Annotated in this window: 24 protein-coding genes and 1 other annotated feature; of the genes, 6 read left to right on the top strand and 18 right to left on the bottom strand. The window is 43.1% G+C overall.

Annotated features, from left to right (window positions below; all coding sequences use genetic code 11):
• Positions 1–2 precede the first annotated feature (2 nt).
• Together IGJ15_RS02285 and IGJ15_RS02280 are read right to left on the bottom strand one after the other, a co-directional pair.
• Complete coding sequence (locus IGJ15_RS02285) at positions 3–1,262, bottom strand: UDP-N-acetylglucosamine 1-carboxyvinyltransferase (protein WP_005228299.1); 1,260 nt, start codon at positions 1,260–1,262, stop codon at positions 3–5.
• Between the two features lie 173 nt (positions 1,263–1,435).
• Positions 1,436–2,305, bottom strand: coding sequence for a class II fructose-bisphosphate aldolase (locus tag IGJ15_RS02280; RefSeq protein ID WP_005228297.1), 870 nt, complete (start codon positions 2,303–2,305; stop codon positions 1,436–1,438).
• 368 nt (positions 2,306–2,673) lie between these two features.
• Here IGJ15_RS02280 and IGJ15_RS02275 point away from each other — a divergent pair, with 368 nt between their 5' ends.
• On the top strand, positions 2,674–3,129 hold the full coding sequence (locus tag IGJ15_RS02275; RefSeq protein WP_005233973.1) for a YehR family lipoprotein: 456 nt from the start codon (positions 2,674–2,676) through the stop codon (positions 3,127–3,129).
• 263 nt (positions 3,130–3,392) lie between these two features.
• On the opposite strand, the gene IGJ15_RS02270 is transcribed toward IGJ15_RS02275, so the two are convergent.
• The 5 genes from IGJ15_RS02270 to lacG all read right to left on the bottom strand — a co-directional run bounded on the left by IGJ15_RS02270 (position 3,393) and on the right by lacG (position 10,601).
• Positions 3,393–5,000, bottom strand: a complete 1,608-nt coding sequence (locus IGJ15_RS02270; RefSeq protein ID WP_060791466.1) for a CTP synthase — start codon at positions 4,998–5,000, stop codon at positions 3,393–3,395.
• 525 nt (positions 5,001–5,525) lie between these two features.
• Entirely contained in the window at positions 5,526–7,157 is a 1,632-nt protein-coding gene (locus tag IGJ15_RS02265; RefSeq protein WP_010749965.1) for a glycoside hydrolase family 53 protein, read from the bottom strand.
• 15 nt (positions 7,158–7,172) lie between these two features.
• A complete protein-coding gene (locus IGJ15_RS02260; RefSeq protein ID WP_010749966.1) occupies positions 7,173–8,846 on the bottom strand; it encodes a PTS lactose transporter subunit IIBC in 1,674 nt (557 codons plus the stop codon).
• A 12-nt stretch (positions 8,847–8,858) separates the two neighbouring features.
• A complete protein-coding gene (locus IGJ15_RS02255) occupies positions 8,859–9,176 on the bottom strand; it encodes a PTS lactose/cellobiose transporter subunit IIA (protein ID WP_010749967.1) in 318 nt (105 codons plus the stop codon).
• A gap of 24 nt (positions 9,177–9,200) precedes the next feature.
• Positions 9,201–10,601 (bottom strand): 6-phospho-beta-galactosidase, encoded by a 1,401-nt coding sequence (gene lacG / locus IGJ15_RS02250; protein ID WP_010749968.1) that lies wholly within the window; start codon positions 10,599–10,601, stop codon positions 9,201–9,203.
• A gap of 236 nt (positions 10,602–10,837) precedes the next feature.
• On the opposite strand from lacG, the gene IGJ15_RS02245 reads away from it, so the two are divergent.
• Positions 10,838–11,623 carry a DeoR/GlpR family DNA-binding transcription regulator gene (locus tag IGJ15_RS02245; protein ID WP_010749969.1) on the top strand — a complete coding sequence of 262 codons (786 nt, stop codon included), beginning with the start codon at positions 10,838–10,840 and terminating at the stop codon, positions 11,621–11,623.
• Positions 11,624–11,625: 2 nt separating this feature from the next.
• Positions 11,626–12,318, top strand: coding sequence for an HAD family hydrolase (locus tag IGJ15_RS02240; RefSeq protein ID WP_010749970.1), 693 nt, complete (start codon positions 11,626–11,628; stop codon positions 12,316–12,318).
• Positions 12,319–12,389: 71 nt separating this feature from the next.
• Here IGJ15_RS02240 and IGJ15_RS02235 read toward each other — a convergent pair whose 3' ends face one another.
• The 8 genes from IGJ15_RS02235 to IGJ15_RS02200 all read right to left on the bottom strand — a co-directional run bounded on the left by IGJ15_RS02235 (position 12,390) and on the right by IGJ15_RS02200 (position 19,981).
• Positions 12,390–13,097: a zinc metallopeptidase gene (locus IGJ15_RS02235; protein ID WP_005228270.1), complete on the bottom strand. Its 708-nt coding sequence runs from the start codon at positions 13,095–13,097 to the stop codon at positions 12,390–12,392.
• Between the two features lie 94 nt (positions 13,098–13,191).
• Positions 13,192–13,524, bottom strand: coding sequence for a zinc ribbon domain-containing protein YjdM (locus tag IGJ15_RS02230; RefSeq protein WP_010749972.1), 333 nt, complete (start codon positions 13,522–13,524; stop codon positions 13,192–13,194).
• Positions 13,525–13,706: 182 nt separating this feature from the next.
• Positions 13,707–14,366 carry a methionine ABC transporter permease gene (locus IGJ15_RS02225; RefSeq protein ID WP_010749973.1) on the bottom strand — a complete coding sequence of 220 codons (660 nt, stop codon included), beginning with the start codon at positions 14,364–14,366 and terminating at the stop codon, positions 13,707–13,709.
• Positions 14,359–15,384, bottom strand: coding sequence for a methionine ABC transporter ATP-binding protein (locus IGJ15_RS02220; RefSeq protein ID WP_010749974.1), 1,026 nt, complete (start codon positions 15,382–15,384; stop codon positions 14,359–14,361). The genes IGJ15_RS02225 and IGJ15_RS02220 overlap by 8 nt, the downstream gene beginning before the upstream one ends.
• 14 nt (positions 15,385–15,398) lie before the next feature.
• Positions 15,399–16,256: a MetQ/NlpA family ABC transporter substrate-binding protein gene (locus IGJ15_RS02215; RefSeq protein WP_010749975.1), complete on the bottom strand. Its 858-nt coding sequence runs from the start codon at positions 16,254–16,256 to the stop codon at positions 15,399–15,401.
• Between the two features lie 50 nt (positions 16,257–16,306).
• Positions 16,307–16,541 (bottom strand) — a binding site (T-box leader).
• A gap of 92 nt (positions 16,542–16,633) precedes the next feature.
• Positions 16,634–17,467, bottom strand: coding sequence for a diaminopimelate epimerase (gene dapF, locus IGJ15_RS02210; protein WP_010749976.1), 834 nt, complete (start codon positions 17,465–17,467; stop codon positions 16,634–16,636).
• A gap of 23 nt (positions 17,468–17,490) precedes the next feature.
• Complete coding sequence (gene lysA / locus IGJ15_RS02205) at positions 17,491–18,807, bottom strand: diaminopimelate decarboxylase (RefSeq protein WP_010749977.1); 1,317 nt, start codon at positions 18,805–18,807, stop codon at positions 17,491–17,493.
• Between the two features lie 4 nt (positions 18,808–18,811).
• Positions 18,812–19,981, bottom strand: a complete 1,170-nt coding sequence (locus IGJ15_RS02200) for a M20 metallopeptidase family protein (protein WP_005228259.1) — start codon at positions 19,979–19,981, stop codon at positions 18,812–18,814.
• Between the two features lie 222 nt (positions 19,982–20,203).
• Here IGJ15_RS02200 and dapA point away from each other — a divergent pair, with 222 nt between their 5' ends.
• Genes dapA through dapD form a run of 3 tightly spaced genes read left to right on the top strand, consistent with a single transcriptional unit; the run spans position 20,204 to position 22,580 of the window.
• Positions 20,204–21,085 (top strand): 4-hydroxy-tetrahydrodipicolinate synthase, encoded by an 882-nt coding sequence (gene dapA, locus IGJ15_RS02195; RefSeq protein ID WP_008380503.1) that lies wholly within the window; start codon positions 20,204–20,206, stop codon positions 21,083–21,085.
• Positions 21,086–21,098: 13 nt separating this feature from the next.
• Positions 21,099–21,854 carry a 4-hydroxy-tetrahydrodipicolinate reductase gene (gene dapB, locus IGJ15_RS02190; protein ID WP_005233953.1) on the top strand — a complete coding sequence of 252 codons (756 nt, stop codon included), beginning with the start codon at positions 21,099–21,101 and terminating at the stop codon, positions 21,852–21,854.
• 12 nt (positions 21,855–21,866) lie between these two features.
• Positions 21,867–22,580 (top strand): 2,3,4,5-tetrahydropyridine-2,6-dicarboxylate N-acetyltransferase, encoded by a 714-nt coding sequence (gene dapD / locus IGJ15_RS02185; RefSeq protein WP_010749978.1) that lies wholly within the window; start codon positions 21,867–21,869, stop codon positions 22,578–22,580.
• Between the two features lie 140 nt (positions 22,581–22,720).
• Here dapD and IGJ15_RS02180 read toward each other — a convergent pair whose 3' ends face one another.
• The 3 genes from IGJ15_RS02180 to IGJ15_RS02170 are packed head-to-tail and all read right to left on the bottom strand — an operon-like array spanning position 22,721 to position 25,781.
• Positions 22,721–23,674 carry a DHH family phosphoesterase gene (locus IGJ15_RS02180; protein ID WP_010749979.1) on the bottom strand — a complete coding sequence of 318 codons (954 nt, stop codon included), beginning with the start codon at positions 23,672–23,674 and terminating at the stop codon, positions 22,721–22,723.
• Positions 23,675–23,728: 54 nt separating this feature from the next.
• Complete coding sequence (locus IGJ15_RS02175) at positions 23,729–25,060, bottom strand: DRTGG domain-containing protein (RefSeq protein ID WP_005228249.1); 1,332 nt, start codon at positions 25,058–25,060, stop codon at positions 23,729–23,731.
• Positions 25,061–25,097: 37 nt separating this feature from the next.
• Complete coding sequence (locus IGJ15_RS02170) at positions 25,098–25,781, bottom strand: metal-dependent hydrolase (RefSeq protein WP_005228247.1); 684 nt, start codon at positions 25,779–25,781, stop codon at positions 25,098–25,100.
• Positions 25,782–25,846: the final 65 nt, after the last annotated feature.

Genomic DNA, 25,846 nt, shown 5'->3' with positions numbered 1-25,846 from the left:
AATTACTCCTCTATCATTTGAATATCAGCTCCAAGAGCCGTTAGTTTTTCGATGATATGATCATAGCCGCGCAAAATATACTCGACATTAAAGACGCTGGTCGTGCCAGTCGCCATCAATCCGGCAATGACAAGGCAAGCTCCTGCTCGTAAATCAGAAGCGACAACTTCTGCTCCGTGCAATTGGCTCGGTCCGCTAACAAAAATCATGTTGCCTTCTGTCGTTGCTTGTGCGCCCATTCGTGCTAATTCAGGAATATGGTTGACCCGTTTGGCGTAAATCGTGTCCATGATCTCCGATGTTCCGTTTGCTTTTAGCAATAATGGTGTGATCGGCTGTTGCAGGTCTGTGGCAAATCCTGGATAAGGATAGGTTTTCACAGTCGCTGGTTTCAAGTCTTTTGAGGGATGCACATAGATTTCATCTTCGCTGATATCCATTCGTACGCCAATTTCTTCCAATTTCGCAATGTAGCTTTCTAAATGCTCATAAATCACATTTTTGACAGTAATGCCTTCCCCCGCTGCTGCGGCTAAAGAAAGGTAGGTTCCTGCTTCGATCCGGTCTGGAATGATGGAATGGCGACAACCGTGCAATTCTTCCACGCCTTCGATACGAATTTCATTGGTACCTGCACCTCTGATTTTCGCCCCCATATTATTTAAAAGGGTCGCAACATCAATGATCTCAGGTTCTCGTGCGGCATTTTCAATGATCGTTTTGCCTTTGGCTTTTACTGCTGCCAGCATCACATTGATGGTTGCTCCGATGGAGACCATATCTAGGAAGATCCGTTCGCCAGTCAAGCCTTCTTCTTCGGTACGCAAATACATAGCACCATGTTCGTTGGTGACTTTTGCGCCAAGTGCTTCGAAGCCTTTGATATGCAAATCGATTGGTCGCGGACCTAAGAAGCAGCCGCCAGGCAATCCAACGACGCCTTCACCAAACTTCGCCAACAATGCCCCCATGAAATAGTAAGAAGCTCGTAGACTATTGATTTTTCCGTTAGGCATCGGGATCGAAACGATGTTTGTCGGATCGATCTCTAGCGTATTGTTTTCAAAATGGGTCTTCACACCCATGATTTCGATAATCTCAATTAATGAGTGCACATCTTGAATGTCAGGCACTCCTTCTAAAATGACCGGTGAATCAGCTAAGATCGCTGCCGGGATCAATGCGACAGCACTGTTTTTTGCGCCGCTAATGGTGACTTCACCTTTTAAGGGACGATTGCCGTTGATGACAATTTTTTTCATGGAATTCCACCTATACTCTTTTTTAATTTATGTGTATCATTCCAATTTTAGCACAGATCACTCAAAGAAAAAAGATGCAGGATATTTTTGATCCCCGCATCAAGAATATTTTCTTGGAAAGCAAAAAAACTCTTAGAATCGGTGATTCTAAGAGTTTTGATCTTTGATTAAGATTAAGCTTTACCAGCTGAACCGAACCAGTCGATGTGTTCTTCTGCATCTTTAACGATTGCAGCAACACCTGGTGCTAATAATTTACGAGGGTCGAATCCTTTACCTTCTTTATCTTTGCCAGCTTCGATGTATTCACGAGTTGCTTTAGCAAATGATAATTGGAATTCAGTATTTACGTTTACTTTAGAAACACCCATTGAGATTGCTTTTTCGATTTGGTCTTGAGGAATACCAGAACCACCGTGTAATACTAATGGTACATCAGAACCTACTGCATCAGCGATTGCTTGTAAGTGGTCAAAAGCAAGGCCTTTCCAGTTTTCAGGGTATTGACCGTGAATGTTACCAATTCCGCAAGCTAGGTAATCAATACCAGTTGCAACCATTTGTTTACATTCTTCGATGTCAGCTAATTCGCCAGAACCGATGATTCCATCTTCTTCTCCGCCGATTGAACCAACTTCACACTCAACAGAAACGCCTTTTGCGTGTGCTTTTTCGACAACTTCTTTAGCCAATTTCAAGTTTTCTTCAAATGGTAAGTGAGAGCCATCAAACATAACAGAAGTGTAACCAACTTCGATACATTCCATTGCTGCATCATAATCACCGTGGTCTAAGTGGATTGCAACTGGAACAGTGATGTTCATTGAATCAACCAAGTTTGTAACGATGTCTTTAGCAACTTTGTATCCGCCCATATATTTGGCAGCACCCATTGAAGTTTGGATTAGAACTGGCGCTTTTTTCGCTTCAGCAGCTTTTAAAATCGCTTGTGTCCATTCTAAGTTGTTTGTGTTGAATCCGCCGACTGCATATCCGCCTTGACGAGCAGCTTTTAAGAATTCAGCTCCTGATACTACTGGCATAAAAAATTCCTCCTAAGTTTTGAAAAACTTTATTTGTTAAGCAATGCTTAACCGACAATGCTATTTTAGCAAAGATTTGCGGTATTTGCTACTAAAAAGAGGAATTTCTCTTTTCAAAAAAAGATTGCACAAATATAAAAATCCAGCATTTTCATCATCTTTTCTGAAAGTCTAGGATTCTGTAAGGTTTTGCTCTTCTGTCTGTGGTCGTTAGATAACAAATCGGCATGTGAAAATTCGAGAAAAATTTCACATATTTTTTCGTTATTTTATCATAATCTTCCAGCAAATCCTTTCTTCTTCTCTTTTGAGCATAAGAATAGCCTTGTGAAAGCGGCTATATTATTATGTAAAAAAGGAGGGATAAAATGAAAAAAGCGCTTATTGGATTTTTGGCAGTCATCGGAGTTCTTTTCTTGGCAAGCTGTAGCTCGGGGGCCAAGGAAGAAACCAAAACATTCACAATGGATCAAAATGGGGTTTCGATGGAACTGGTCTTCACTTATGAAGGCGATAAAGTAAAAACTCAGACTGCGAACAATGTCATGCCTTATTCAGCGATCGGGGTAACGACTAAAGAAGAAGCACAAACCGTGCTTGATCCGATTGCAGAACAGTATCAGCAAGTCAAAGGGTTGGACTATTCCCTCGACTATACAGATAGTGAAGCGACTGAATCATTGACCATCAATTATGATGAGTTGGATTATGATTCAGCGAAACAATTGCCTGGGGTTAGTTTCGAAGGAAACACCGAAAATGGGATCAGCATGGAACGTACAGAGGAAATGCTCTTAGATCAAGGGTATAAGCTAAAAGAATAATCCTCTCTAGGCACCAGCAAATCAACATGGGTTTCCCGCTGGCGGATTTCATTCAAACTGCTAGCGAAAAAAATAATGCATCAGCCAAAAACTTCCGGTCGTTTTGACGGAAGTTTTTTGTGTGCAGAAATGGATACCTTCTACCAACGCTCATGCAAGTTTCAACCTTTTACGGACTACTGGGATGGCGCAACTCAAAAAAACTCCCCATCTTGAGATGAGGAGTTTCGCACATTCATTGCTTGGTTTGCCGCTAGCGATTATTATGGTTGGCGGTTATCCAATGAAGCTCCAACAAAGGCTTTGATCAAGCGTTGTGGGCGAGTTGGACGAGAAATCAATTCTGGGTGGAATTGGCAACCCACGAAGAATTTGTTTTCTGGGATCTCAACGATCTCAACCAAACGATTGTCTGGTGATACACCTGAGAAAACCATCCCGTTTGCTTCAAAGATTTCACGGTATTTGTTGTTGAATTCATAACGATGACGGTGACGTTCTTGAACAACTTCTTCTCCGTCATAAGCTGCAGCTGTTTTGGTGCCTTTTTTCACTTTACATGGGTACAAGCCTAAGCGCAATGTCCCACCTAAGTTTTCGATGTTTTCTTGGTCAGCCATCAAATCAATGATGTTGTTGGCTGTTTCAGGATCGGTTTCTGCGGAATTGGCATTTTCCAAGCCAACGACATTGCGGGCATATTCCACACAAGCCATTTGCATCCCTAGACAAATCCCTAAGAATGGCACATCGTTTTCCCGAGCATATCGGATCGCTTCGATTTTTCCTTCAATCCCGCGATCACCGAATCCACCAGGAACGAGAATACCGTCTACTTCACCTAAGTAAGAATCCACGTTTTCTCGTGTGATTTCTTGGGCTTTGATCCAATCGATCTCGATGTCAGCATCAAAGGCAAAACCAGAATGTTTCAAAGCTTCGACAACTGATAGATAAGCATCTGGCAATTCCACGTATTTTCCGACTAATGCGATGCGTACTTTTTTCTTCAAATTCAGTACCTTTTCTTCCAATGCTTGCCACTCGGTCATGTCAGCAGCTGGTGCAGTCAGTTTCAAATGATCACACACGATTTGATCCATGCCTTGCGCTTGCAGTGCCAATGGGATCGAATAAAGGGTCTCAACGTCACGAGATTCGATCACGGCTTCTGGTGCCACGTCACAGAATTGTGCCAATTTGTTTTTCGTTGATTGTCCTACGGGTTGTTCTGTCCGAACGACCAAGATATTTGGTTGAATCCCTAAGCCGCGCAGTTCCTTCACACTATGTTGTGTCGGTTTGGTTTTCATTTCGCCTGCTGCTTTCAAATAAGGAATCAGCGTCGTATGGATGTACATCACATTGTCTGAACCTACGTCTGCCTTCATTTGACGCAAAGCTTCTAGAAATGGTAATGATTCAATATCCCCTACTGTACCGCCGACTTCTGTAATGATCACATCTGAATCAGTCATTTTGGCTGCCCGCATGATTTTTTCTTTGATCTCGTTGGTGATATGCGGGATCACTTGAACAGTCGCGCCTAAGTATTCTCCTTTACGCTCTTTCCGCAAAACTTCTGAATAGATTTTTCCAGTTGTTACATTTGAGTATTTGTTCAAATTGATATCGATAAAGCGTTCATAGTGACCTAAGTCTAAGTCGGTCTCTGCTCCATCATCGGTTACGAATACTTCACCATGTTGGTATGGGCTCATCGTTCCTGGATCGACGTTGATGTACGGATCGAATTTTTGAATCGTTACTTTCAAGCCGCGATTTTTCAACAGACGTCCTAATGATGCTGCTACGATCCCTTTACCAATAGAAGAAACCACACCGCCGGTTACAAAAATATATTTTGTCATAAACTGAAAAACTCCTTTAATCTATTTTACAGGAAAAGCATTTAGAAAATAATAAAAGCTCCCTATCCATAAATGAATAGGGAGCGAAAATTCTAAATCACTTTCTGACTCTTGTAAAGAGTGCCCAAACAGAATGATACATTCTCACCTAGCAAATGTCAAGAAAACTTTATTTGATTTTTTCAGAAAAAAACGAAGTTTCCAGACAAACCGCTTTACTTATTGATACAGCTGGTTCCTTCTTTTTCTCGACTAAATTCTATGGTTATTCTTTCTTAAACAACCTTCATGTTTTCTGCACAACTTTTTGCAAATTTTTCATTGCTTCTTACGAAATCGTTGAACTCTCTTTGGCATAATACAAAGTGTAGATGAAGTCTGGCGCTTTACTCGTTTTGGTAAAAATGATCGGAACGTATTTCTGGTTATTTTTGGCAAAGACGAGGTGCAGGTTCGATTCCTGCCTTCTACGCTAGTGATGCGGTTGAAAGGGAGCTCTGAGGATCAATCGCAGCAATCCTTAGACTATTGTTTCACCAACGAAACAAAATCAACGTTCGTCCAAGCATTTGCTGAAGCCTTGCTATAAACCCCGATTTCACAAACACCTGTTGTAATTGGAATGTCTTTGATTGTAATTTTTGTCCATTCACTGGTTTTATCAACCGCAGTATTTAGTTCCGCTCCACCATAATTTTTGATATATAACTGATTGGTATCAAACTCTCCCCCAGACATTACGTAGGCACTCAATGTGTAAGTTCCATCGCTGATGCCACTAATATTTTGATAAGCTGATGCCTCGTAAGCTTGGTCCTTCCAAAAAGTTAATTTGTAGTCTCCAAAAAAAGTCCCTGCTTCCGTTTTGATCGTACCTTCAGCTGTTCCTTGTTGAAACCACGTTTGCAAATCAGAAGGACTGGTCGTTGGTCCATCGCTCTCGAAACTTGCATTTTTAACCAGATTTGTTTGCGTCCCTGCTTGTTTAAACGCACGCAAGCTTGGCAAGGCGTTTCCAGCAAAATCAAACATCGCCTGGTTGTCCCATTCGTTTCCCATAGTGGATTGAACACCGAGATAATTCATACCTGCTTGTGTTGCCCAACTCACGTTTCCGTTGTACCAAAGAGGTTCCCAGTAAAAGAAGCCCGCCCCGCGATCATTCGGCACCGCTTGAATACGATCGGCTAGATCCAGCAAATACTCTGCTTGTCCTGACGGCGTTGGTTCATATCCCCCCGCCGCTGCTTCGGCTTCGCCAAAGGCATTTGGCATAGTATCTGCATTCGCTGTTGTATGCCCATAAGCTGTTTCAACTACGATCACTTCTTTGCCATACCGTTGACTGATCGTATTCATATTGGTTTGAAGTTCATTCATTGAACCGTGCCAATACGGATAATACGATACTCCAATTAAATCAAATGACACACCCCGACTGGTGATTTCATCAAACCACCAAGTAAATGCTCCTGTATCGCCACCATCAGCTAAGTGGAGCATTACTGGAGTTGTTTTAGGTTGAGTGTCTCGAACAGCTTGGACACCAGACTTCAAAAAAGTAGCCAATCGATCAAACTCTCCCCCGTCTTCTCCCCAAGACTTGCCATAAGGCCAGAGCATGCCACTATTCAGTTCATTGCCGATCTGAACCATATCAGGATAAACGTCTAGCTGCTTCATTTCCGACAGAACGTTCTTTGTATAGTCATACAATGCCGTATTCATTTCTTCAAAGGTCAGATCTTGCCACGCTTTAGGAACATTCTGTTTCCCAGGATCAACCCAAAAATCACTGTAATGGAAATCTAGCAACACGTTGAGTCCAAGACTTTTTGCTCGTTTTGCAAGGGCAATCGTCGTTTCCAGATCATTTGTCCCTGCCCCATAACTTTCTCCGTTACTATTATAAGGATCCTGCCACAAACGCAGTCGAACATAGTTGACACCATTATTTTTTAGAATCTCTAAGGCATCTTTTGAAATACCATCTTCATAATATTTTGCACCAGATTTTTCCATATCTGACAAGATTGAAATATCTGCTCCGCGAATAAACTCGCTGGCAGATGCTTCAACTGTTTTTGAAACAGCCCCCAAAGTCCCTATCACAGCTGCAAATAAAGCGACTTTACGCAACCAAGCTCCCTTTTTCATTCATTTGCTCCTCCTTTATTGAAATTGGCTCAGAATAAATTGAACGGCTTTTTCAGGATCTCTCGTTAATCCGATATATTCTGCTCCTTTTGTCGCAACCAGCTTGATTCCTAAGCGATCGGTATCTTCTTTGATATCATCATAGTAAGAATTGACTTGCGGTGCTAAGACCACCATATCAAAATCCTTCAGCATTTCGTAATGAGAACCATAAGCACCCGCCATTGCACTGATCGGTGCTTTCGATTCAGATGCACCTTCTTTTAAAGCATTAGCTAACATCGCACTTGTCCCTGCTCCAGCACAAAGCACCAACACATTGATTTCTTTATTTGTATCGCTGATAATTTGTCTCGCTGCCACAGGTACTTCCTCACGTATAGCAGCAGAAGCACCTTCTTCGGTTGCGATCACTTCCGCTTTTTGTGCTTCTTGCTCTACTAAAACAGCATCGTATGCTTTACAAAATGGTAGATAGATCAGGAAGTCAACGACGATTAGAACCGCTGCTAAAACAAAGGCTAACACCCCCATGCCTGTTCCTAGAACCAAACCGATCGGTGCCGGAGTTGCCCAAGGTAAAACGTACATAAAACTGTTCATGCCTAGCACATCGACAAAAAACTTAAACAAGCAAACGTTTACAACTGGTGTTAACAAAAACGGAATGAAAAAATAAGGATTCAAAATCATGGGTGCTGCAAACAACAATGGTTCATTGACAGCAAAACTTACTGGAATAAAGGAAGCTTTCCCGACTGCCTTCAATTGTTTAGACTTAGCAAAGAGTAAGAAGATAAAAGGAACGACCAATGTGGCCCCAGTTCCTCCCATAGTTCCTACAAAATTTCCTAAACCGACTGTCAGTACTTTTGAAGCTTGCTCACCGGAATTGAACAATTGCAGATTGGTTTCCACATTGGCATAGATAATTGCTGCAATTGCTGGTTCCACGATCGACGGTCCATGAACACCGACAAACCAAAATAGCGCCATCGCTCCCCAGATAATAGCGATTCCTAAATAACCGTCGGCTGCTGTGAATAATGGCTGCAGCACAGTAATGATTGCTTCTGCAAATGAGATTTGGAAAATTTGCCGAATACCTAAATCAATTAAAACGGCCGCAAATACTGAAAAAGAGAAAGGAAAAATATCTCGGAAGGTTTGCGAAATCGTACCAGGAACTTCTTTAGGCATCTTAATGGTAATATCTTTCAGCACACAAAACTTATATAAATTAACTGTTAAAAATGCAGCGACAAAGGACGCCAAAAGCCCCTTTGTCCCCATGTATTCCGTTGAAAATCCGCCTTCGATTGGAGAGACGCTTAACAACAGGAAACTTACCACAGAAGCCAGCATCACAGAAGTCGTGTTGATTACTTTGTTTTTCGGTAAGCGGCGATTCATCGAATCAGCCAAGCAGCGAGCAGTGGTTGCTGAAACAAGTAACCCTACAACCCCCATCGAATAATTATAGACTTTCCACAACCAAGTGGAGACAGCTTCAGGCCATTGGTAACCAAAAATCTCAGGAACCGCAGCAATCAAAATGAATATGCTTGAGAATAAAATAGCCGGCATCGCTGTTAAAAATCCGTCACGAACGGCTCCCAGATAACTATTGCGTGAGATTTTTTCAAAAAACGGTTTCCCTTTTTCGATTTGTTTAATGATTCCATCCATAGCGTTCTTCTCCTATCCTTGATTCTGCTTGTACAGTGCAATAAAGTCTTGAATCAGATCTCTCAGCAACAAAGTGGTCATTAAATGATCCTGTCCATGGATAAAAATGAATCCCATCTCCATCTCTTTTCCCGATGCTTCTTCCGCTAAAATTTTCGTTTGCGAATTGTGTGCAAGGGTTAAATTTTCGTCGGCTTCTTTCAGTGCTGAATCAACATGCTCAAAGTTCCCTTGTCTTACTTCTTTCAATAATTTCAATAATGTACTGCGAGCGTCCCCTGAATAAGCAACGATCTCAAAACCAAGCATTTGTAATTCCTCTTTATTCATCTTTTCTTCCTCCATTATTACTTATTAAATAATCGTTTTGGTTTCACTAACTAATTTGTACCAGTATGCTGACTCTTTCGGGTAACGCTTCTGGGTTTCAAAATCAACATAAAACAAGCCATACCTTTTGTTATACCCATTTGTCCATGAGAAAAGATCCATAAGCGACCACAAAAAATATCCCTTCACATTTACCCCAGCTGTTATCGCCTTGCTTAAGGATTCCAAATAGACTCTCAAATAGTCGATTCTCGGCTGATCCATAATGATGCCATCTTCAAACTGGTCTTTATACCCCATGCCGTTTTCAGTGATATAGATTTTGTTGTAATGCGGGTAATCGCTTTTAATTCGCAACAACAAGTCATAAAGCCCTTCTGGATAAATCAGCCAGTCCCAATCTGTTCGAGGAATTCCTTCTTTATAAATGCGTTCTCCGATCCCCTTCACTTTATAAACAGAGGTCCCTTTTTCACCCGTGCCATTATGATGGATCGCGTTTTCTCCATCGTAAGCTTTGACAAAATGGCATTGGTAGTGATTGATCCCTAAATAGTCATTACGCGTGGAGGCTTTTTTCAATTCGACAAAATCTTCTTCAGGAAAATGATAGCTGGCCTGATTTGCTTCACATATCTCATCAAGAGCAGTCAAGGTTTCAGTTGAATAATAGCCTAAATAAGTAGCATCTAATAAGAAGCGGATCGACAATGCATCGTCTAAAAAGGCTGCATGCTTATCTTCTGGAGCATCTGTTGCCGCATATTTCGTCTCCAATGAGTGAACGACACCGATTTCGCCTGGAAGTTCGTTTTCTTTGAAATAGTTCACTACACGTGCATGGGCAACCATCATATTATGAAGACAGGCGATGATTTTTGTAAAATCATATTTGATTCCTGGCGGGAAAACGCCTAACAAATATTGATTGGTCGCAACAGGATAGATTTCATTAAAGGTACTCCACACTTTCACTTCTTTGAATTCATGAAAACAAAAAATGGCATAGGAAACGAATGCTTCTATTGTTTCTCGATTCAAAAAATCTCCCTGGTCAAACAAACGTTTAGGGGTATCAAAATGATGCAATGTCACAAACGGCGTTACGTTTCTTTTCGCACATTCTTCGAACACACGATGATAAAAAGCGATTCCTTCTGGGTTCGGTTCCCCATCACCATCAGGAAAAATTCGACTCCATGCAATGGATAATCTTAGCCCATTCACACCAAATCGTTCACACAATTCAATATCCTTTGCATATTGATGATAAAAATCACTTGCCGGATCGGGACTGAATCTACCCTGTTCCTCTAAAAAATCATCCCAAGCAACAGCGCCTTTGCCGCCTTCCTTAGTGGCTCCTTCAACCTGATAGGCTGCTGTGGCTCCACCAAAAATAAAATCTTCTGGTAATTTAAGCATGTACATCTCTCCTCAAATCTATAATCAGTTTCCACACTTTCTAACTGATTGAATTGTAATCGCATCCAAAACATTTGTCAACAAAAACAAACATAAATAATCACAAAAATCGAAAAAAATGATAAAAACCATTGAAATAAACATGTATCACGCAAATAATTGTTTGTTTTTGTTTGAAACAGATTGACTGTTATCCGATTATATGGTAGATTATCCTTAAATTAGAGGTGAAGACGATGCTGAAAAAAGAAAGATTGTTTACTATCGTAGAAATGGTCAATAAAAAAGGAATCCTTACCGTTAATGAAATCATCAATCAATTAGATGTTTCTGATATGACCGTTCGCAGAGATTTAGATGAATTAGAAAAATCGGGCAAGCTGCTACGTGTCCATGGAGGGGCGCAAAGTCTTTCCTACACTTTAGATCAAGAACTTTCTCACACCGAAAAAGCCACTCTGCAGATTCAAGAAAAAAAAGAAATTGCTGCCGCAGCAGCCTCCTCAATTCAAGAAGGCGAAACAATTTTTTTAGGACCAGGTACAACAATCGAACTTTTGGCGACCCATTTACTGAACAAGAAAATTCGGATTATTACAAACAATTACCCGGTTTTTGATATTCTTGCGCAAGCAGATGGACCAGAAATTTTACTAATTGGTGGTGATTTCCGTAAAAATACCGGCGCATTTGTTGGACCAATCACCAACGACAATTTAAGAAGACTAAAGTTTACAAAAGCATTTATCAGTTCAAATGGCGTTCACAACGAAGCAATTTCTACTTACAGTACAGAAGAAGGAGAAGCGCAGCAGATCGCATTAAATAATTCTCGCAAGAAATATCTGCTCGTTGATAACAAAAAGTTCAATCGCGATGATTTTTATGTGTTTTATAATTTACATGATTTCGATTTACTCATTACGGATCGCCAGATCTCGCGAGAGGTTCAAGAGCACTATGCACAATATGTCGATCTGCAAATTGCTGATTCAACCGAAAATACCACTATAGGAGCGTAACTATGAAAGGGATTATTTTTGATTTCAACGGAACAATGTTTTTGGACTCTCATCTACATGAAGCTGCTTGGCTGCACATGATTCATGATCATACAAAAGATGGTTTATCAGATGAGGATATTTTAAAAAATATCCATGGTCGAACGAATACGGAGATTTTAAAACATTTCATTTCAGAACATTTGACCGCCTCTGAGATCGCCGTATTGTCAGAAGAAAAAGAAAGCTATTATCGTATGCTTTGCTTGCAAAATAAGAACGATCTCCAATTGACAAAGGGGCTTGAAGCGACTCTTGATCAGCTGACTGACCAGCAGATTCCATTAACGATCGCCACCGCTACTGTTAAAGAGAATGTTGCTTTTTATTTTGATACTTTCGATTTAGCTCGCTGGTTTGATTGGGATAAGATCGTCTATGACGATGGCTCTTTTCCTGGAAAACCGCAACCGGATATTTTTCTTAAAGCGGCTGGCAAATTGGGCTTAGCTCCTGCAGATTGTCTTGTTATCGAAGATGCTTATTCAGGTTTGCTTGCTGCCAAGCGTGCTGGGATTGGAACAATTATCGCAATTGATCCATTCGGTAAGAATAAATCAGTATTTGAACAGGCACAGCTAAATAAAGATGGAACCATCAAAGATTTTACTGATTTTTGGACAGAGCACCTGTCAAAAGTTTTCGTTAAATCATAATATTCCATACAAAAAGCGGCTCAACCAAGAAATCTTGATTGAGCCACTTTGTTATTATTTGTTTCCATTTTCTAATTCCGACGGTTGTTATTACCGAATAAAATAATCAAACGTAAGAGCTGCAATAAGGTTGCTACGGCAGCTGCGACATACGTCAACGCTGCGGCAAAGAGCACTCTTCTTGCTTGTGGTACTTCATCTTCTGTTAACAAGCCACCATCTGCCAAAATACGGATCGCCCGTTTTGAGGCATCGAACTCGACTGGCAAGGTCACTAATTGGAAAATAAACGCCAATGAGAAAGCCAACAAGCCTAAGTTGATCAGAAACGATCCTCGTAATAGGACCCCAATCAAAATCAATGGGATCGAGATGCTGGTTCCGATATTAGCGATCGGTACGATCGCATGACGCAAACGCAAAGGAAAATAACCTTTGGCATCTTGGACTGCGTGTCCACACTCATGGGCCGCAACACCGATTGCTGCTACCGAAGTTGATTGTGCAGTGGATTGCGATAAACTCAGCATTTTGTTGCCAGAATTGTAATTATCCGTCAAATCACCAGCGATCGCTTGCACACCCACATTATTGATTCCTTGGCTTTGCAAGATGTACTGCGCCGCTTTTGTGCCGGTAATATTATTTTTACTTCTGACTTTGTCATATTTGTTAAAGGTACTTTTGACGTACGCTGACGCTGCTAGCGAAATCACCATACCGATAATTACAAGAATGAAAGTCGGGTCATAAAAAAAGCCGAACCCGTATCCGCCCATACCATACACGATAAAATTCCCCCTTTTAATCTTTGACCTTATTTTACCATTAAAGTGGTGAAAAAATTATGAAGATGACTGGAAGATTTTGTTTTTAACCTTTTTTTACAAATTCTGATTTTAGTTTCATTGCGCCGAAGCCATCGATCTTGCAATCAATGTTGTGGTCGCCTTCGACTAATTTGATGTTTTTCACTTTCGTTCCTTGTTTGATGGCGCCAGATGCGCCTTTGACTTTCAAGTCTTTGATGACCGTTACTGTATCGCCATCGACTAAAATATTGCCGTTGGCATCTTTATATACGGGTGCTTCTTCCATCGCTTGTTGCTCTTGCCATTCGTTTCCGCATTCAGGACAAACAAACAGCCCACGGTCTTCATAAGCGTATTCAGATTGGCAATTTGGACAGTTAGGAATTTGAGTCATAGTGTTGCTCCTTTAAAATATAATTTTCGCTGTAAAAAAACAACTCACCATCAGCATACCGAAAAACCATTAGAGGTGCAACCAAAAATCAGTGACCTGTAAGTAAAAAAAATCGCTTCTGTAGAGTAATAACAGAAGCGATAACTCAAGTGTATTCGAAAAGGAACTACAAAGGTTGGATATTATTTTGAGAAATGATTCGCACAAGCATCGCCGACCCACTGGATGATTTGTACCAGAAGAATCAGCAGGAGAATCACCACAATCAAAATCGCCGTTTCATAGCGATAATAACCATACTGAATTGCTAAATCGCCAATGCCGCCTGCGCCAATTGTTCCCACCATCGCTGAGTAGCCTAAAAGACTGATCAAAGTTAGCACAAATCCACGAATCAAAGCTGGCAGACTTTCTGGTAAAATCACTTCGCGAACGATCTGTCCCGTCGATGCTCCAGAAGCGACGCTGGCTTCAAGGACGCCATAGTCGATTTCGGCAAATGCGGATTCAGCGATTCGGGCGTAAAAAGGAATCGCGGCAATCGATAAAGCAATCGCACCACCCGCTGGGGTATAAGGATCACCGATCAGCATCGCTGATAACGGAATCAGCGTAATCAATAAGATCAAAAATGGCAGCGAACGGATTGCATTGACGACAAAATCGGCCAGATGATGCAAGAAAATATTTTTATGAAAAAGGTTACTGCCGACTAAAAACAGGACTAATCCAATTAATAAGCCGAAAACTACTCCTATAATTGCTGAGGTCCCCACCATAAAGAATGTTTCCCATAGTGCTTGAGGCAGGTTTGTTTTTAAAATCTCAATCGTTTCAGCCATTTTTCTCACCTATCTTTCTTAGAGAAAAGACGTTCGCAGCTAAGTGTTCTTGGGCTTTTGCTGCTTCTTCGGCAGGTCCCGTCAAATAGATATACAAAATACCGATCACATCTTTTTTGATATACTCAATTTTCCCATGGATGATATTGATCGACACATCGTAGGCTTTCGCTACAGTCGAAATCAGCGGTTCTAACGTATACTCACCTTGGTAGCGCAATTCCAGCAAGTCGCCTTGCGTGAAAGATGCTAGAATCTCTTCAGGAAGCGTCAGATCCAAGTAGCGGCCTACCAGTTTTTTCGTAATAGGCTGTTTAGGCTGACTGAACAAGCCATAGGTCGTTTGTTCTTCAACGATGCGCCCCTTTTCCATCACTGCCACCCGATCAAAAAACTTACGGGCAACATCCAATTCATGAGTGATAAAGACGATGGTGATGCCTGTCTGTTCCTTGATTCGGATCAATAATTTCAAAATTTCTTCAGTCGTTTCAACATCTAACGCACTGGTAGCTTCGTCACACAACAAAATCTCAGGTTCGTTGGCAATCGCTCGTGCAATGCCGATTCGTTGCTTTTCTCCCCCAGACAAATTATTCGGATACTCGTGAATTTTGTGAGGCAGATCCACCATTTCCAACAGTTCCTTGATCCTCGCTTCTTGCTGATCTTTCGGATAATCACCAGCGCGCAAAGCAAAGGCTAAATTTTCCTTGATGGTTCGATTATGGATCAGATTGAAATGCTGAAAGATCATCCCGATTTTTTGTCGTACTTCACGCAAGTGTTTGCCTTTGGCTTGCGTGATGTCTTGACCATCAATCAGAATTTGACCGCTAGAGGGCACCTGCAGTAGATTCAACGTACGAACCAAGGTACTTTTCCCAGCCCCGCTCAATCCGACGATCCCGTATACTTCTCCAGCTTGAACGGAAAAATCAACGGAATCCACTGCTTTTTTGATTTGTTTTTTATGAGTGAATGTCACTGATACTTGTTTTACTTCTATTTTTGCCATAAGATATGCCCTTCTTACTCAGTCCAAAATTTCGGTTGATCAAAGTTGCTGAACGGTGATTCGGCAATCGCTTCTTTAAATGCATCACTTTCTAATACTTCCGTAACTGCCTTAGCAAAATCACTGTCTTCTTCTTCGGTGGACACCACAAAGACATTTTTATATTCTTCTTTCAACGACTCCAACGCCAAAGCATCTGCAGGATCAAGAGAAGCTGCCCAAGCGAAGTTTCCTGGTACTAAAGCTAAATCGACTGTATCTAACGAACGAGCCAATTGGGCTGCGTCTAATTCTTTAAATGTCAGATTCTTCGGATTTTCTTCGATATCATTCACCGTTGCCTTCGTTTCGTCGATATTGTCTGCGATGGTGATCAACTCATTGGCAGCTAACAGTTGCAAGGTCCGAGCTAAATTTGAGGCATCATTGGCAATCGAAACAGTCGCCCCGTCTGCTAACTCATCCAAGCTGGACAGTTGCTTCGAATAGATGCCCATTCCCAATGTTGGCACTTTTTGTAATGCCGTAAGAGATAACTGGTTATCTGCCGAAAATTTTTCTAGATAGGCCGTATGCTGAAACAAATTGGCATCGATTTGGCCATTCGCCAAGGCATTGTTCGGCTGAATATAATCATTAAACACTTTGGTCGTTAGTTGATACCCTTTTTCTTCCAGTAATGGAGAGATCATCTCTGTCACCATATCGCCATATGGTCCTGGTGCCACTCCAACGACTTTTTCTTCCACTGCATCTACACTGTTTTCAGCAGACTGTGTATCCTCTGTGCTGCTAGTATTGCCACAAGCTGCCAATGTAATTAAGACAGCAGCAGCAACTAACCCAACGATTCCCTTTTTCAACTGTTTCATTTTTTAGTTCCCCCTTTTTATAATAAAAAAACGTCCTTTCTCCATCATAGAGAAAGGACGAAACAACCATGTTCGTGGTACCACCTTTAATTCATTGGCACAAGCTGCCAACCTTATCAGTTTATCAACTGCTTTGCTGTAACGGGCAATCCCGCTGCACGCTTGCTTTTGCTCACGTCCAAACGCTCCAAGGCCATCTTCAGTCAAACGGCTGTGCTCTTTCTCACCAATCCGAGCTCTCTGATCCAATCGAAACTGACTTACTCTTCTTATCATCGCGTGTTTTTAAGTTGTGTTTAACTATACGATAGCCTCAAATGAATGTCAATTCTTTTTTTCACGAAAATATCATCTTTTTGCAATAATTTTCACAGTGTTTACAGAGCCAAATTCTCATCTAAAATCAAGCCTTCAGATACCATAACCGCATCGCCGATCAATTCTAATGCGCCCTGATCAACATCAACTTCTACCGTTAACTCGCCACCCAACACGTGCAGCAAGACATTCGCTGCCGATTGCTGGTGACGTTTGGTCACGACATACGCAGTGGCACCAGAACCTGTGCCGCACGCATAGGTAAAACCTTCCACCCCTCGTTCATACGTGCGAACGATCAGATCACCCTTGTCATCTTCTTCATAGAAATTGACATTCGCCCCTTTGGGAAAAACCTCCCAATAGCGTATCTCTTTGGCAAGTTCAGCCAGCTGTTCCAACTCAGTTTCTGCCAGACCAGGATAGTGAACCACCGCATGAGGGATTCCTGGATCACCCAATTCCACATAGTCCACGAATGAAACCATTGGATTCGGGTACGCTTGATCAAATGTAGTCACGGTGGGTGGATTCAAGGTTACTTTGTAGTGTTTTGCCGACAAGCGCCATGCGGGGACATCGCCAGCAACTGTTTCGATGGTCATCTGCTCGCCAGCAATTCCCTTCTCAAAGGCATAACGGGCAATACAGCGAGCGCCGTTGCCGCACATTTCTGCTTCGGTCCCATCAGCATTGTAAAACCGCATCCGAAAATCAGCGGTTCCTGTGGGAAAATCCACAGCCATGACTGCATCCGCGCCAACAGAAAATTTCCGATGGCAAACCTGAGCAGCAAATTGCGACAGTTGTTCATGGGAGAATTTCAATGTGCGGTTATCGATTACGATAAAATCATTTCCTGCACCTTGCATTTTTGTATAAGGAATCGTCATGTTGTCACCTGCTTTTCAAAATTTTACTTGCTGGAAGCTCCCTCTTTTAGAAACGAAGGAACCACTTCATTTTGCAGCATTTGCTCGTAGGACTGGCGTTTAACGGCTAATTCCGCTTGGCCGTTTTCCACAAAGACGACTGCAGGAATCTGTAAATTATTGTAGCTGCTGGCCATCGAATAGCCATAAGCTCCTGTTGCGAACGTAGCAAACAGATCCCCAGTTTCAACGGGCGGTAATGCAAGGTCTTTTACTAAGATGTCCGTGCTCTCACAAGCTTTGCCAGAAATGGTGATCTTTTGTGTCGCAGCTTCGGAAGCGCGGTTGGCTAAGATCCCAGTGTAAGTTGCCTGATAAAGACCCGGACGAATATTGTCTGTCATGCCACCGTCAATGCTGGCGTATGTTCTGATTCCCGGCAATGTCTTGATACTGCCGATGGTGTGCAAACTGATACCTGCTTCTGCGACGATACTGCGCCCAGGTTCAATAACGATGGTCGGACGTTCGCTCTGGTGCTGCGCATAAAAGGCGTCGATTTTTTCCATCACAGGATCTAAAAAGTAGCTATAGGGTTGGCGAATATCTGCATCTGTGTATCGAACGCCAAAGCCGCCGCCAACATTTAGTTCTTTGATCCAATAATCAAAGCGTTCATGAATGGTTTGGACAAGGGCCAAAGCCGCATCAACTGCCGCTAGATGTGAGCGATTGTCCGACAATTGACTGCCGACATGAAAATGCAGGCCATAGAAATCCAATTCAGGTGCTTGAATCACTTCTTCCACTAACGGAAATAAGATTTCTTCATCTAAAGGAATCCCGAATTTCGAATCTTTTTGTCCGGTCGAGATAAATTGATGGGTGCTGACCGAAACCTCGGGTGTGATGCGCAACAAAATTTTAGCAACGACTTGCTTTTCTTGACATAACGCGCGGATCAAGCCGACTTCTTGAATGCCATCAACGATGATCCGTCCTACGCCATAATCAAGGGCGGCTGCTAATTCTTCAATCGATTTATTATTGCCGTTAAACTCGATGTGTTCTGCTGGAAAATCAGCTTGGATCGCTGTATACAGTTCTCCACCGCTAACCACGTCTAATGAGAGTCCTTCTGACTTGATCACTTGCAGCATTGCTGTGGTGCAGAAAGCTTTAGCGGCATAGGCTGCCCGTGTCTTGCTGTAGCGCGTCAAAAACTGCGCCTGAATCTTTTGGCATTCTTCGCGAATTTCCGAAACGGAATACACGTAAAGGGGGGTTCCGAAGGTTTTTGCCAGCTCAACGGTATCACAACCGTCAATGTATAAGTGATTGTTCTTGATTTCTTTTGCCATCGCTTTACTCCTTGTCTGTTGGCTCGTTCAACGCCTCGATCAAACGAACGTAGCATTCGATGCCTTGCAATAGATTTTTTTCGTCAAAATTCATTTTGCTGCTGTGTAAAGGGTGGACATAGCCTTTTTCTTCATTTCGGGTACCCACAAAGAAAAAGACACCTGGGATCTCCTTTTGGTACATCGAAAAATCCTCTGCCAACATATATGGTGGTGTTTCTCGGTAGCTCTCCCCGACCACTTTTTCCAACACTTCCACCATCTCAGGATCATTGTCCACGACACGATAAAGATGTTCGAATTCGACATCCGCCGTGCAATCATATCCTTTGGCGATTTCTTGTGCGACGGTGGTGATTCTGCGCGTCATCGTTTCATAGACTTCATCTTCAAACGCCCGCATCGTTCCTTTTAAAACGACCTTACCGGGAATGATATTTTCCGCATCTCCCCCATGGATCTTCCCAAAAGTGATGACCCCAGCAGAAAGCGGGCTGATATTGCGTGAAATGATCGAATGCAATCCTTGAATAATCGCAGCCGCGGCTAAAATTGCATCATGTCCTTGATGAGGCTGGGCACCATGGGCACTCGTGCCGTTGATCGTTAGATTGATCTCGCCGTTACGGGCCATCATCGGACCTTTCCGGCTCGCAATGACTCCTTCGGGAAAGTCTGGGAAGACATGCAGCCCCACGATTTTTTCCACGCCAAAATCTCGTAAGATGCCTTCATCGATCATCAATTGAGCGCCACCGGGGCTTTCCTCGGCTGGTTGGAAAATCAAAACGATCGTTCCACGAATCACTTCAGGATGTGTTGCCAAATATTTAGCGAACCCTAGCATCGTTGCCATATGGCCGTCATGACCGCAGGCATGCATTTTCCCTTCATGTTTGGAAACAAAGGAAACACCTGTCTCTTCTTTGATCGGTAGTGCATCGATATCCGTTCGAAAGGCCAGCGTCTTTCCTGGGCGATCGCTGCGAAAGACCGCAATCAAGCCGGTTTCAATCACTGGATAGATTTCTTTGATCCCAAAGGATTGCAACTGACGCAGCAAGTATTCCTTTGTTTTGAACTCAGTTAACCCTAATTCAGGGATTGTATGTAATTCACGACGAAAACGAACCACGTCTTCGGTTAATTCTTTGACTGCTTGCGATACTTGCATGTTAAAACACCTTTCTATTCATTCCTTTTAAAAATATCCATAAAAACCAACGAATATTCAGTTTTTCATTGATATTGTTTAATATTATAGTATATAATTCGAATAATCTATAGTATAAATTGTCGAAATGTTTCGATTTTTATTGAAAAATTTACCCCTCGTTTTGGTACACTTATACGTAGAGTTACGAAAAATAAATTGGTTGAAAGGATGTGTCGTAGTTTGACAATATTCAAAGGTTCTGGCGTTGCGTTGATCACCCCTATGCTTCAAGATGGTTCGGTGGATTTCGATAAGCTGAAGGAGTTAGCGGAGTGGCATGTGCAGCAAGGAACGAATGCAATCATTGCATGCGGTACGACCGGTGAAGCATCCACGTTAGACGATGAAGAACATATCGCGGTGATCGAAGCGGTGGTAAAACAAGTTGCTGGTCGAATCCCCGTCATCGGCGGAACAGGCTCCAACAACACCCAACATGGGATCCATCTTTCAAAAGAAGCACAGCGCGTTGGTGCTGACGCATTATTGGTTGTAACACCCTATTACAACAAAGCGACCAAGAAAAGTTTAGTCGCTCACTATGAAGCAATCTGTCAAAGCGTTGAGCTGCCAGTGATCTTATACTCCGTCAGCTCAAGAACCGGCTTAAATTTAACACCTGAAGCTGTGGCAGAACTGAAAAAAATCCCTAATATCAAAGGCATCAAAGAAGCCAGCGGCGACATTTCGCAAATCGCAGAAATCGCTCGTCTTGCGGATGATGACTTTGCGATCTATTCAGGAAATGACGATCAAGTAACCCCAATTCTAGCTTTAGGTGGCTCTGGCGTGATTTCAACGATCGGCAATATCGCTCCGAAACAAACGGCACAACTCGTTGCTGATTTCTTAAATGGTGATGTAAAAGCCGCCATCAAAGAGCAATTGCGACAAAAACCGTTGATCGATGCGATTTTCAGTGAAGTAAATCCTGTGCCGATCAAAGCAGCGGTCTCCTTGCTAGGCAAATGCGAATTGCATTATCGTTTGCCTTTGGGTGTCCCAGAAGATGCGACCCTCGTTCATTTAGAAGAAGAAATGACCAATTACGGATTGCTGTAAGGAGGAGTTTTTGGTGAAACAGATTTTATTAAGCGGTGCAAACGGTCGTATGGGCAAAGTGTTGCAAAGCCTGATCGCAAAGCACCCTCAGTTAGAAGTGGCCGCCGGATTGGATCGTACCGAGCAATTAGATGGTCCCTTTCCAATCTATGATCGTCCAGAAAAAATCACGCAGCCGATCGATTTGGTGATTGATTTTTCTCATTATAGCAATGTCCCTGCCTTATTGAACTATTGTGTCGAACAGCAGCTGCCTATCGTGGTTGCTACAACTGGTTTGACGGAAGACACGCAGATGATGCTGCCGTTGGCTGCTAAAGTGATCCCAGTTTTTTATTCTGCCAATATGTCGTTGGGGATCAATGTACTGATCAAAGCACTACAAAGTATCACCCCCGCATTAGAAGCTGACTTTGACATTGAGATCATCGAAAAGCATCATAATCAAAAACTCGATGCACCAAGTGGTACAGCTTTGCTGTTGGCAGATAGTATCAATGACAGCTGCGAAACGAAAAAAGAGTATCTCTACGGGCGTGAAGGCAGTGATCTAGTAAATGACCGCAAGCAGATGGGCATCCATGCCGTTCGCGGCGGAACGATCCCTGGAGAACACATTGTCATCTACGCTGGGCAGGATGAAATCATTGAATTAAAACACACAGCGCTCTCCCGCGAAATCTTCGCCAATGGTGCGCTAAAAGCAGCGGAATTTTTAGCCGACCAACCAGCTGGTTTTTATTCCATGCAAAATCTAATCGACAAGTAAAGGTGGTCTCTCATGACAGAATTACAATTTTCCGATCCTTATCAATTAGCAAAATACATCAAAGAAGCAAATAAACAAACACCTGTAAAAGTCTATATCAATGGAGATCTTAGTAACGTCCAAGCAGATGGCATCCAATTGTTTGGTAACGGCACTTTCTATTTCGTGGTTGGTGACAGTCAAAAAGTGGCTGAGTTTTTAACCGTGCACCAAGACAAAATCACCGATCACTATCTGGAAAATGATCGCCGCAACTCAGCGATCCCTTTGCTGGACTTGACGAAAGTCGATGCCCGTATCGAACCAGGTGCCTTTATCCGTGACCAAGCCATCATTGAAAAAAATGCCGTTATCATGATGGGGGCCGTGATCAACATTGGTGCCGTCGTTGGTGAAGAAACCATGATCGACATGGGTGCGATTTTAGGCGCCCGAGCAACCGTTGGAAAAAAAGCCCATATTGGCGCTGGTGCTGTCTTGGCTGGCGTTCTTGAGCCACCTTCAGCAAGCCCAGTCATCATTGAAGACAATGTTTTGATCGGTGCAAATGCCGTCGTCCTTGAAGGCGTCCGTGTCGGCGAAGGTGCAGTCGTCGCTGCCGGTTCTGTGGTGACTGAAGATGTCCCTGCTGGCGCAGTCGTTGCTGGCTCACCAGCCAAAGTCATCAAAATGAAAGACGAGAAAACGAAAAGCAAAACCGAATTTTTAGACGATCTACGGGGCTAAACCGCGCTTTTCTCAAATATAAACATAAAAACGCAGTGCGGGTTCAGTGATGAGCCTGCGCTGCGTTTTGTCTAAAAAAGGGCGTGCCGAAAGCTTTTGGCACGCCCTTTTTCTATTGGCAAATGTTCTTGTAAAAGTGTTTATTCTGCTTGAAATTCTTTGATCGCTGCTTGGATCTCTTGATAGATTAGGGCAACTTCTTCAAGGTCTTTTGCGTTTGCTCCACTGGCAAGGGGATGTCCGCCGCCATGATGGCGTTTGGCGATCTCATTGATCACTGGACCTTTCGAACGCATCCGCACCCGATAATAGCCTTCTGGTTGTTCGACAAAGATCGCCCAAGCCATCACTTCGTCGATTTTCCCTGGTAAGGAAACGACTGCTGAGGTTTCCGAATCCACTACGCCAAAACGCTGCTGCAAATCTTGTGATAGGATCACTTTGCCAGCACCAATCTCATCGATCTCGATGTTTTCGTAGACATACCCTGAAAGGCGAGCAACACTGCGAGAGACTTGATCCAATTGCCGATTGATCTTCGGTGCATCAAAACCGTAATCCAATAGTTCAGCCGCTAAGCGCAGCGTTGTCGCTGTCGTTGCCGGATATAAAAACCGTCCAGTATCACCAACGATGCCCGCATACAGCAGACGAGCCGCTTCTTGTGTCATCGTCAGCTCGTTTTGAAACATTTGCCAAAACGAAACGATCATCTCACTACAGCTGCTGGCTTTCGTATTGACCCAGACCAGCTCTCCGTAAGGCTCATCATTAGGGTGATGATCGATTTTGATCAATTTCGCCCCTTGATCATAGCGTTGGTCACTGACCCGTGGTGCATTGGCCGTATCTGTAACGATCACCAACGCTCCTTTATACAAATCATCAGGGATCGTCTGCATCAGCGCCAAGTAATCCAATCCTTCAACGGGTCCGCCGACTTGATAGATTTCTTTTTCGGGAAAACTAGCTCGTAAAATTTCTGCCAAGCCCACTTGTGATCCTAATGCATCTGGATCAGGGCGTTGGTGCCGATGGATAATGATTCGGTCGAATGCTTTGATTGTTGCAAGTATTTCTTCTTGTACCTTCATGAATGGTCTCAACTTTCTCTCTAAAATTTTTCCATAAGTGCCGTTTTCGATGATTTATGGACGTTCCATTACTTGGCATACCACGATCGCTTTTGCTACTAAGGAATTTTCGATCGATACTTCGATATCGATTTTCGCCGAACGTCGCCCCAGTTCTAGAATCTTCGGTTGAATGATGATCTCGCTTTCTAATTGGATCAAACGGAAGTAATGCAGATTGACTTGCTCGATCCAACTATTGCGCCGTTGATTCAACTGCATGGTACGTTTTGCCGTATTCGCGATCACTTCACTCAAGACACCAAAAGAGATCGTTCCGACTTCATTGACCATTTGAGGCGTCACCGCAAAGCTGAAATGCGGCTGCGGCAATTTGTTCCCTTCAAAATCTTGTTCGATGACTTGCATCTGTCCCGAGATTTGGTCTGAAATCGTATCTGAAATTTGTGTTTGTCGTTGGACCATCTGCATCGCTTTCATGATGTCTTGGCGTGTAACGATCCCAATCAAAGAAAGGTCATCTGCTACGACGGGCATCACTTCTAAGCCATCCCAAATCATCTGATGGCTGGCAGAGGCCACACTCATCTCTTTTTTTACGACCCGTGGTTCCCGGGTCATGATTCGTTCGATGATCTGCGTGTCAGGCTTTTCTAGGACATCTTTGGCTGTGATGATCCCAACGACCCGCATATTCTTGTTGACGACTGGATAGCGGGAGTGGTTGGTAGACTCCGAAAGCAGTTTGTAATCCTTGACCGTATCAAAGGTGTGCAGATACTTGGTTTTTTCCAATGGCATATAAATGTCACTCACCAGCATGATGTCCTTTTTGATCAGCTGGTCGCTCAAGGCACGGTTGATCATCGTTGCCACGGTAAAGGTGTCATAGGTCGTTTGTAAAATCGGCAGCTCCAATTCGTCTGCTAAGCGACAGATTTCCTCTGAGGTTTCAAAGCCCCCCGTGATCAAGACGGCTGCGCCATCTTCCAATGCCAACTTGTGGACTTCGTTACGGTTTCCGACGATCACTAAGGAACCAGGCGTGATGTAGCGTTCCATTGCCGATTCCTTCATGGCGCCGATAACAAATTTGTTCAAGTCTTTGTCTAATCCGGCTGCGCCGCCCAAAACATCGCCTTCAATGATTTGGACGACTTCGCCAAAAGTTAGTTTTTCAATGTGTTTCTTTAGTTTCCGTTCAATCCGAATGGTTCCCACACGTTGGATCGTTGAAACCAAGCCGATATTTTCCGCATCTTTGATCGCCCGATAGGCTGTTCCTTCACTGACATTCAAGTCTTTTGCGATTCCCCGCACCGAGATGCGATCGCCTACAGGCAGATTCTCGATATGCGCTAAAATCAAGTCGTGTTTTGTCGCCATAATTATCCCCTATTCCTACTACGAATCTTCCTGTTGCTTAAACTTCTAATGTCTCACCGACTGCAAGGATCTGGCCCACACCTGCCGGCAATAAATTCACGAAGGTTTGCGGATCTTGCTTGATCATTGGAAACGTATTGTAATGGATCGGTACTACTTTGCTCGCGTTTAAAAGCGCCGCTGCTGTTGCAGCATCTTGAACGCCCATCGTAAAATTATCCCCGATCGGTAAAAACGCCACATCGATGTCGAAACGTTCACCGATCATCGCCATATCGCTAAAGAGGGCAGTATCGCCAGCGTGGTAGATGGTTTTGCCTTCTGCTTCTAAAATGATCCCCACTGGATTGCCCATATAGATCATCGTTCCGTCTTCTTCAAGACCAGAGCTGTGTTTCGCTTCCACCATTGAGATTTTGCCAAACGGAAACTCAAAAGAGCCTCCCATATTCATGCCATGCGTCTCAGCAACGCCTTTGCGGGCTGCATAGCGGCAAATTTCAACGACACTGATCACTGGTGCTTCATTTCTTTTGGCGATCGGCACCATGTCCCCAATATGATCGCTATGACCATGCGTGATCAAAAGCCAATCGGTTTCCACTGTGTCTGCATCCAAATCAGTCAGAGCATTTCCAGTAATAAAAGGGTCAAACAACAATTTTTGGCCATCCGCTAATTGGATAGCAAGCACCGAGTGTCCGTGATACGTAAGTTTCATACAACATTCCCCTTTCCATCTAAGTAATACAGTCTAATATTTTTCATTATAACAGATAACGCCAG

Origin of the sequence: Enterococcus sp. AZ079, from assembly GCF_050547255.1 — a bacterium.
Taxonomy (GTDB): Bacteria; Bacillota; Bacilli; order Lactobacillales; family Enterococcaceae; genus Enterococcus_D; species Enterococcus_D casseliflavus.
Note: the sequence above shows the minus strand (reverse complement) of the source record. Positions and strands in the feature narration are given on the sequence as shown.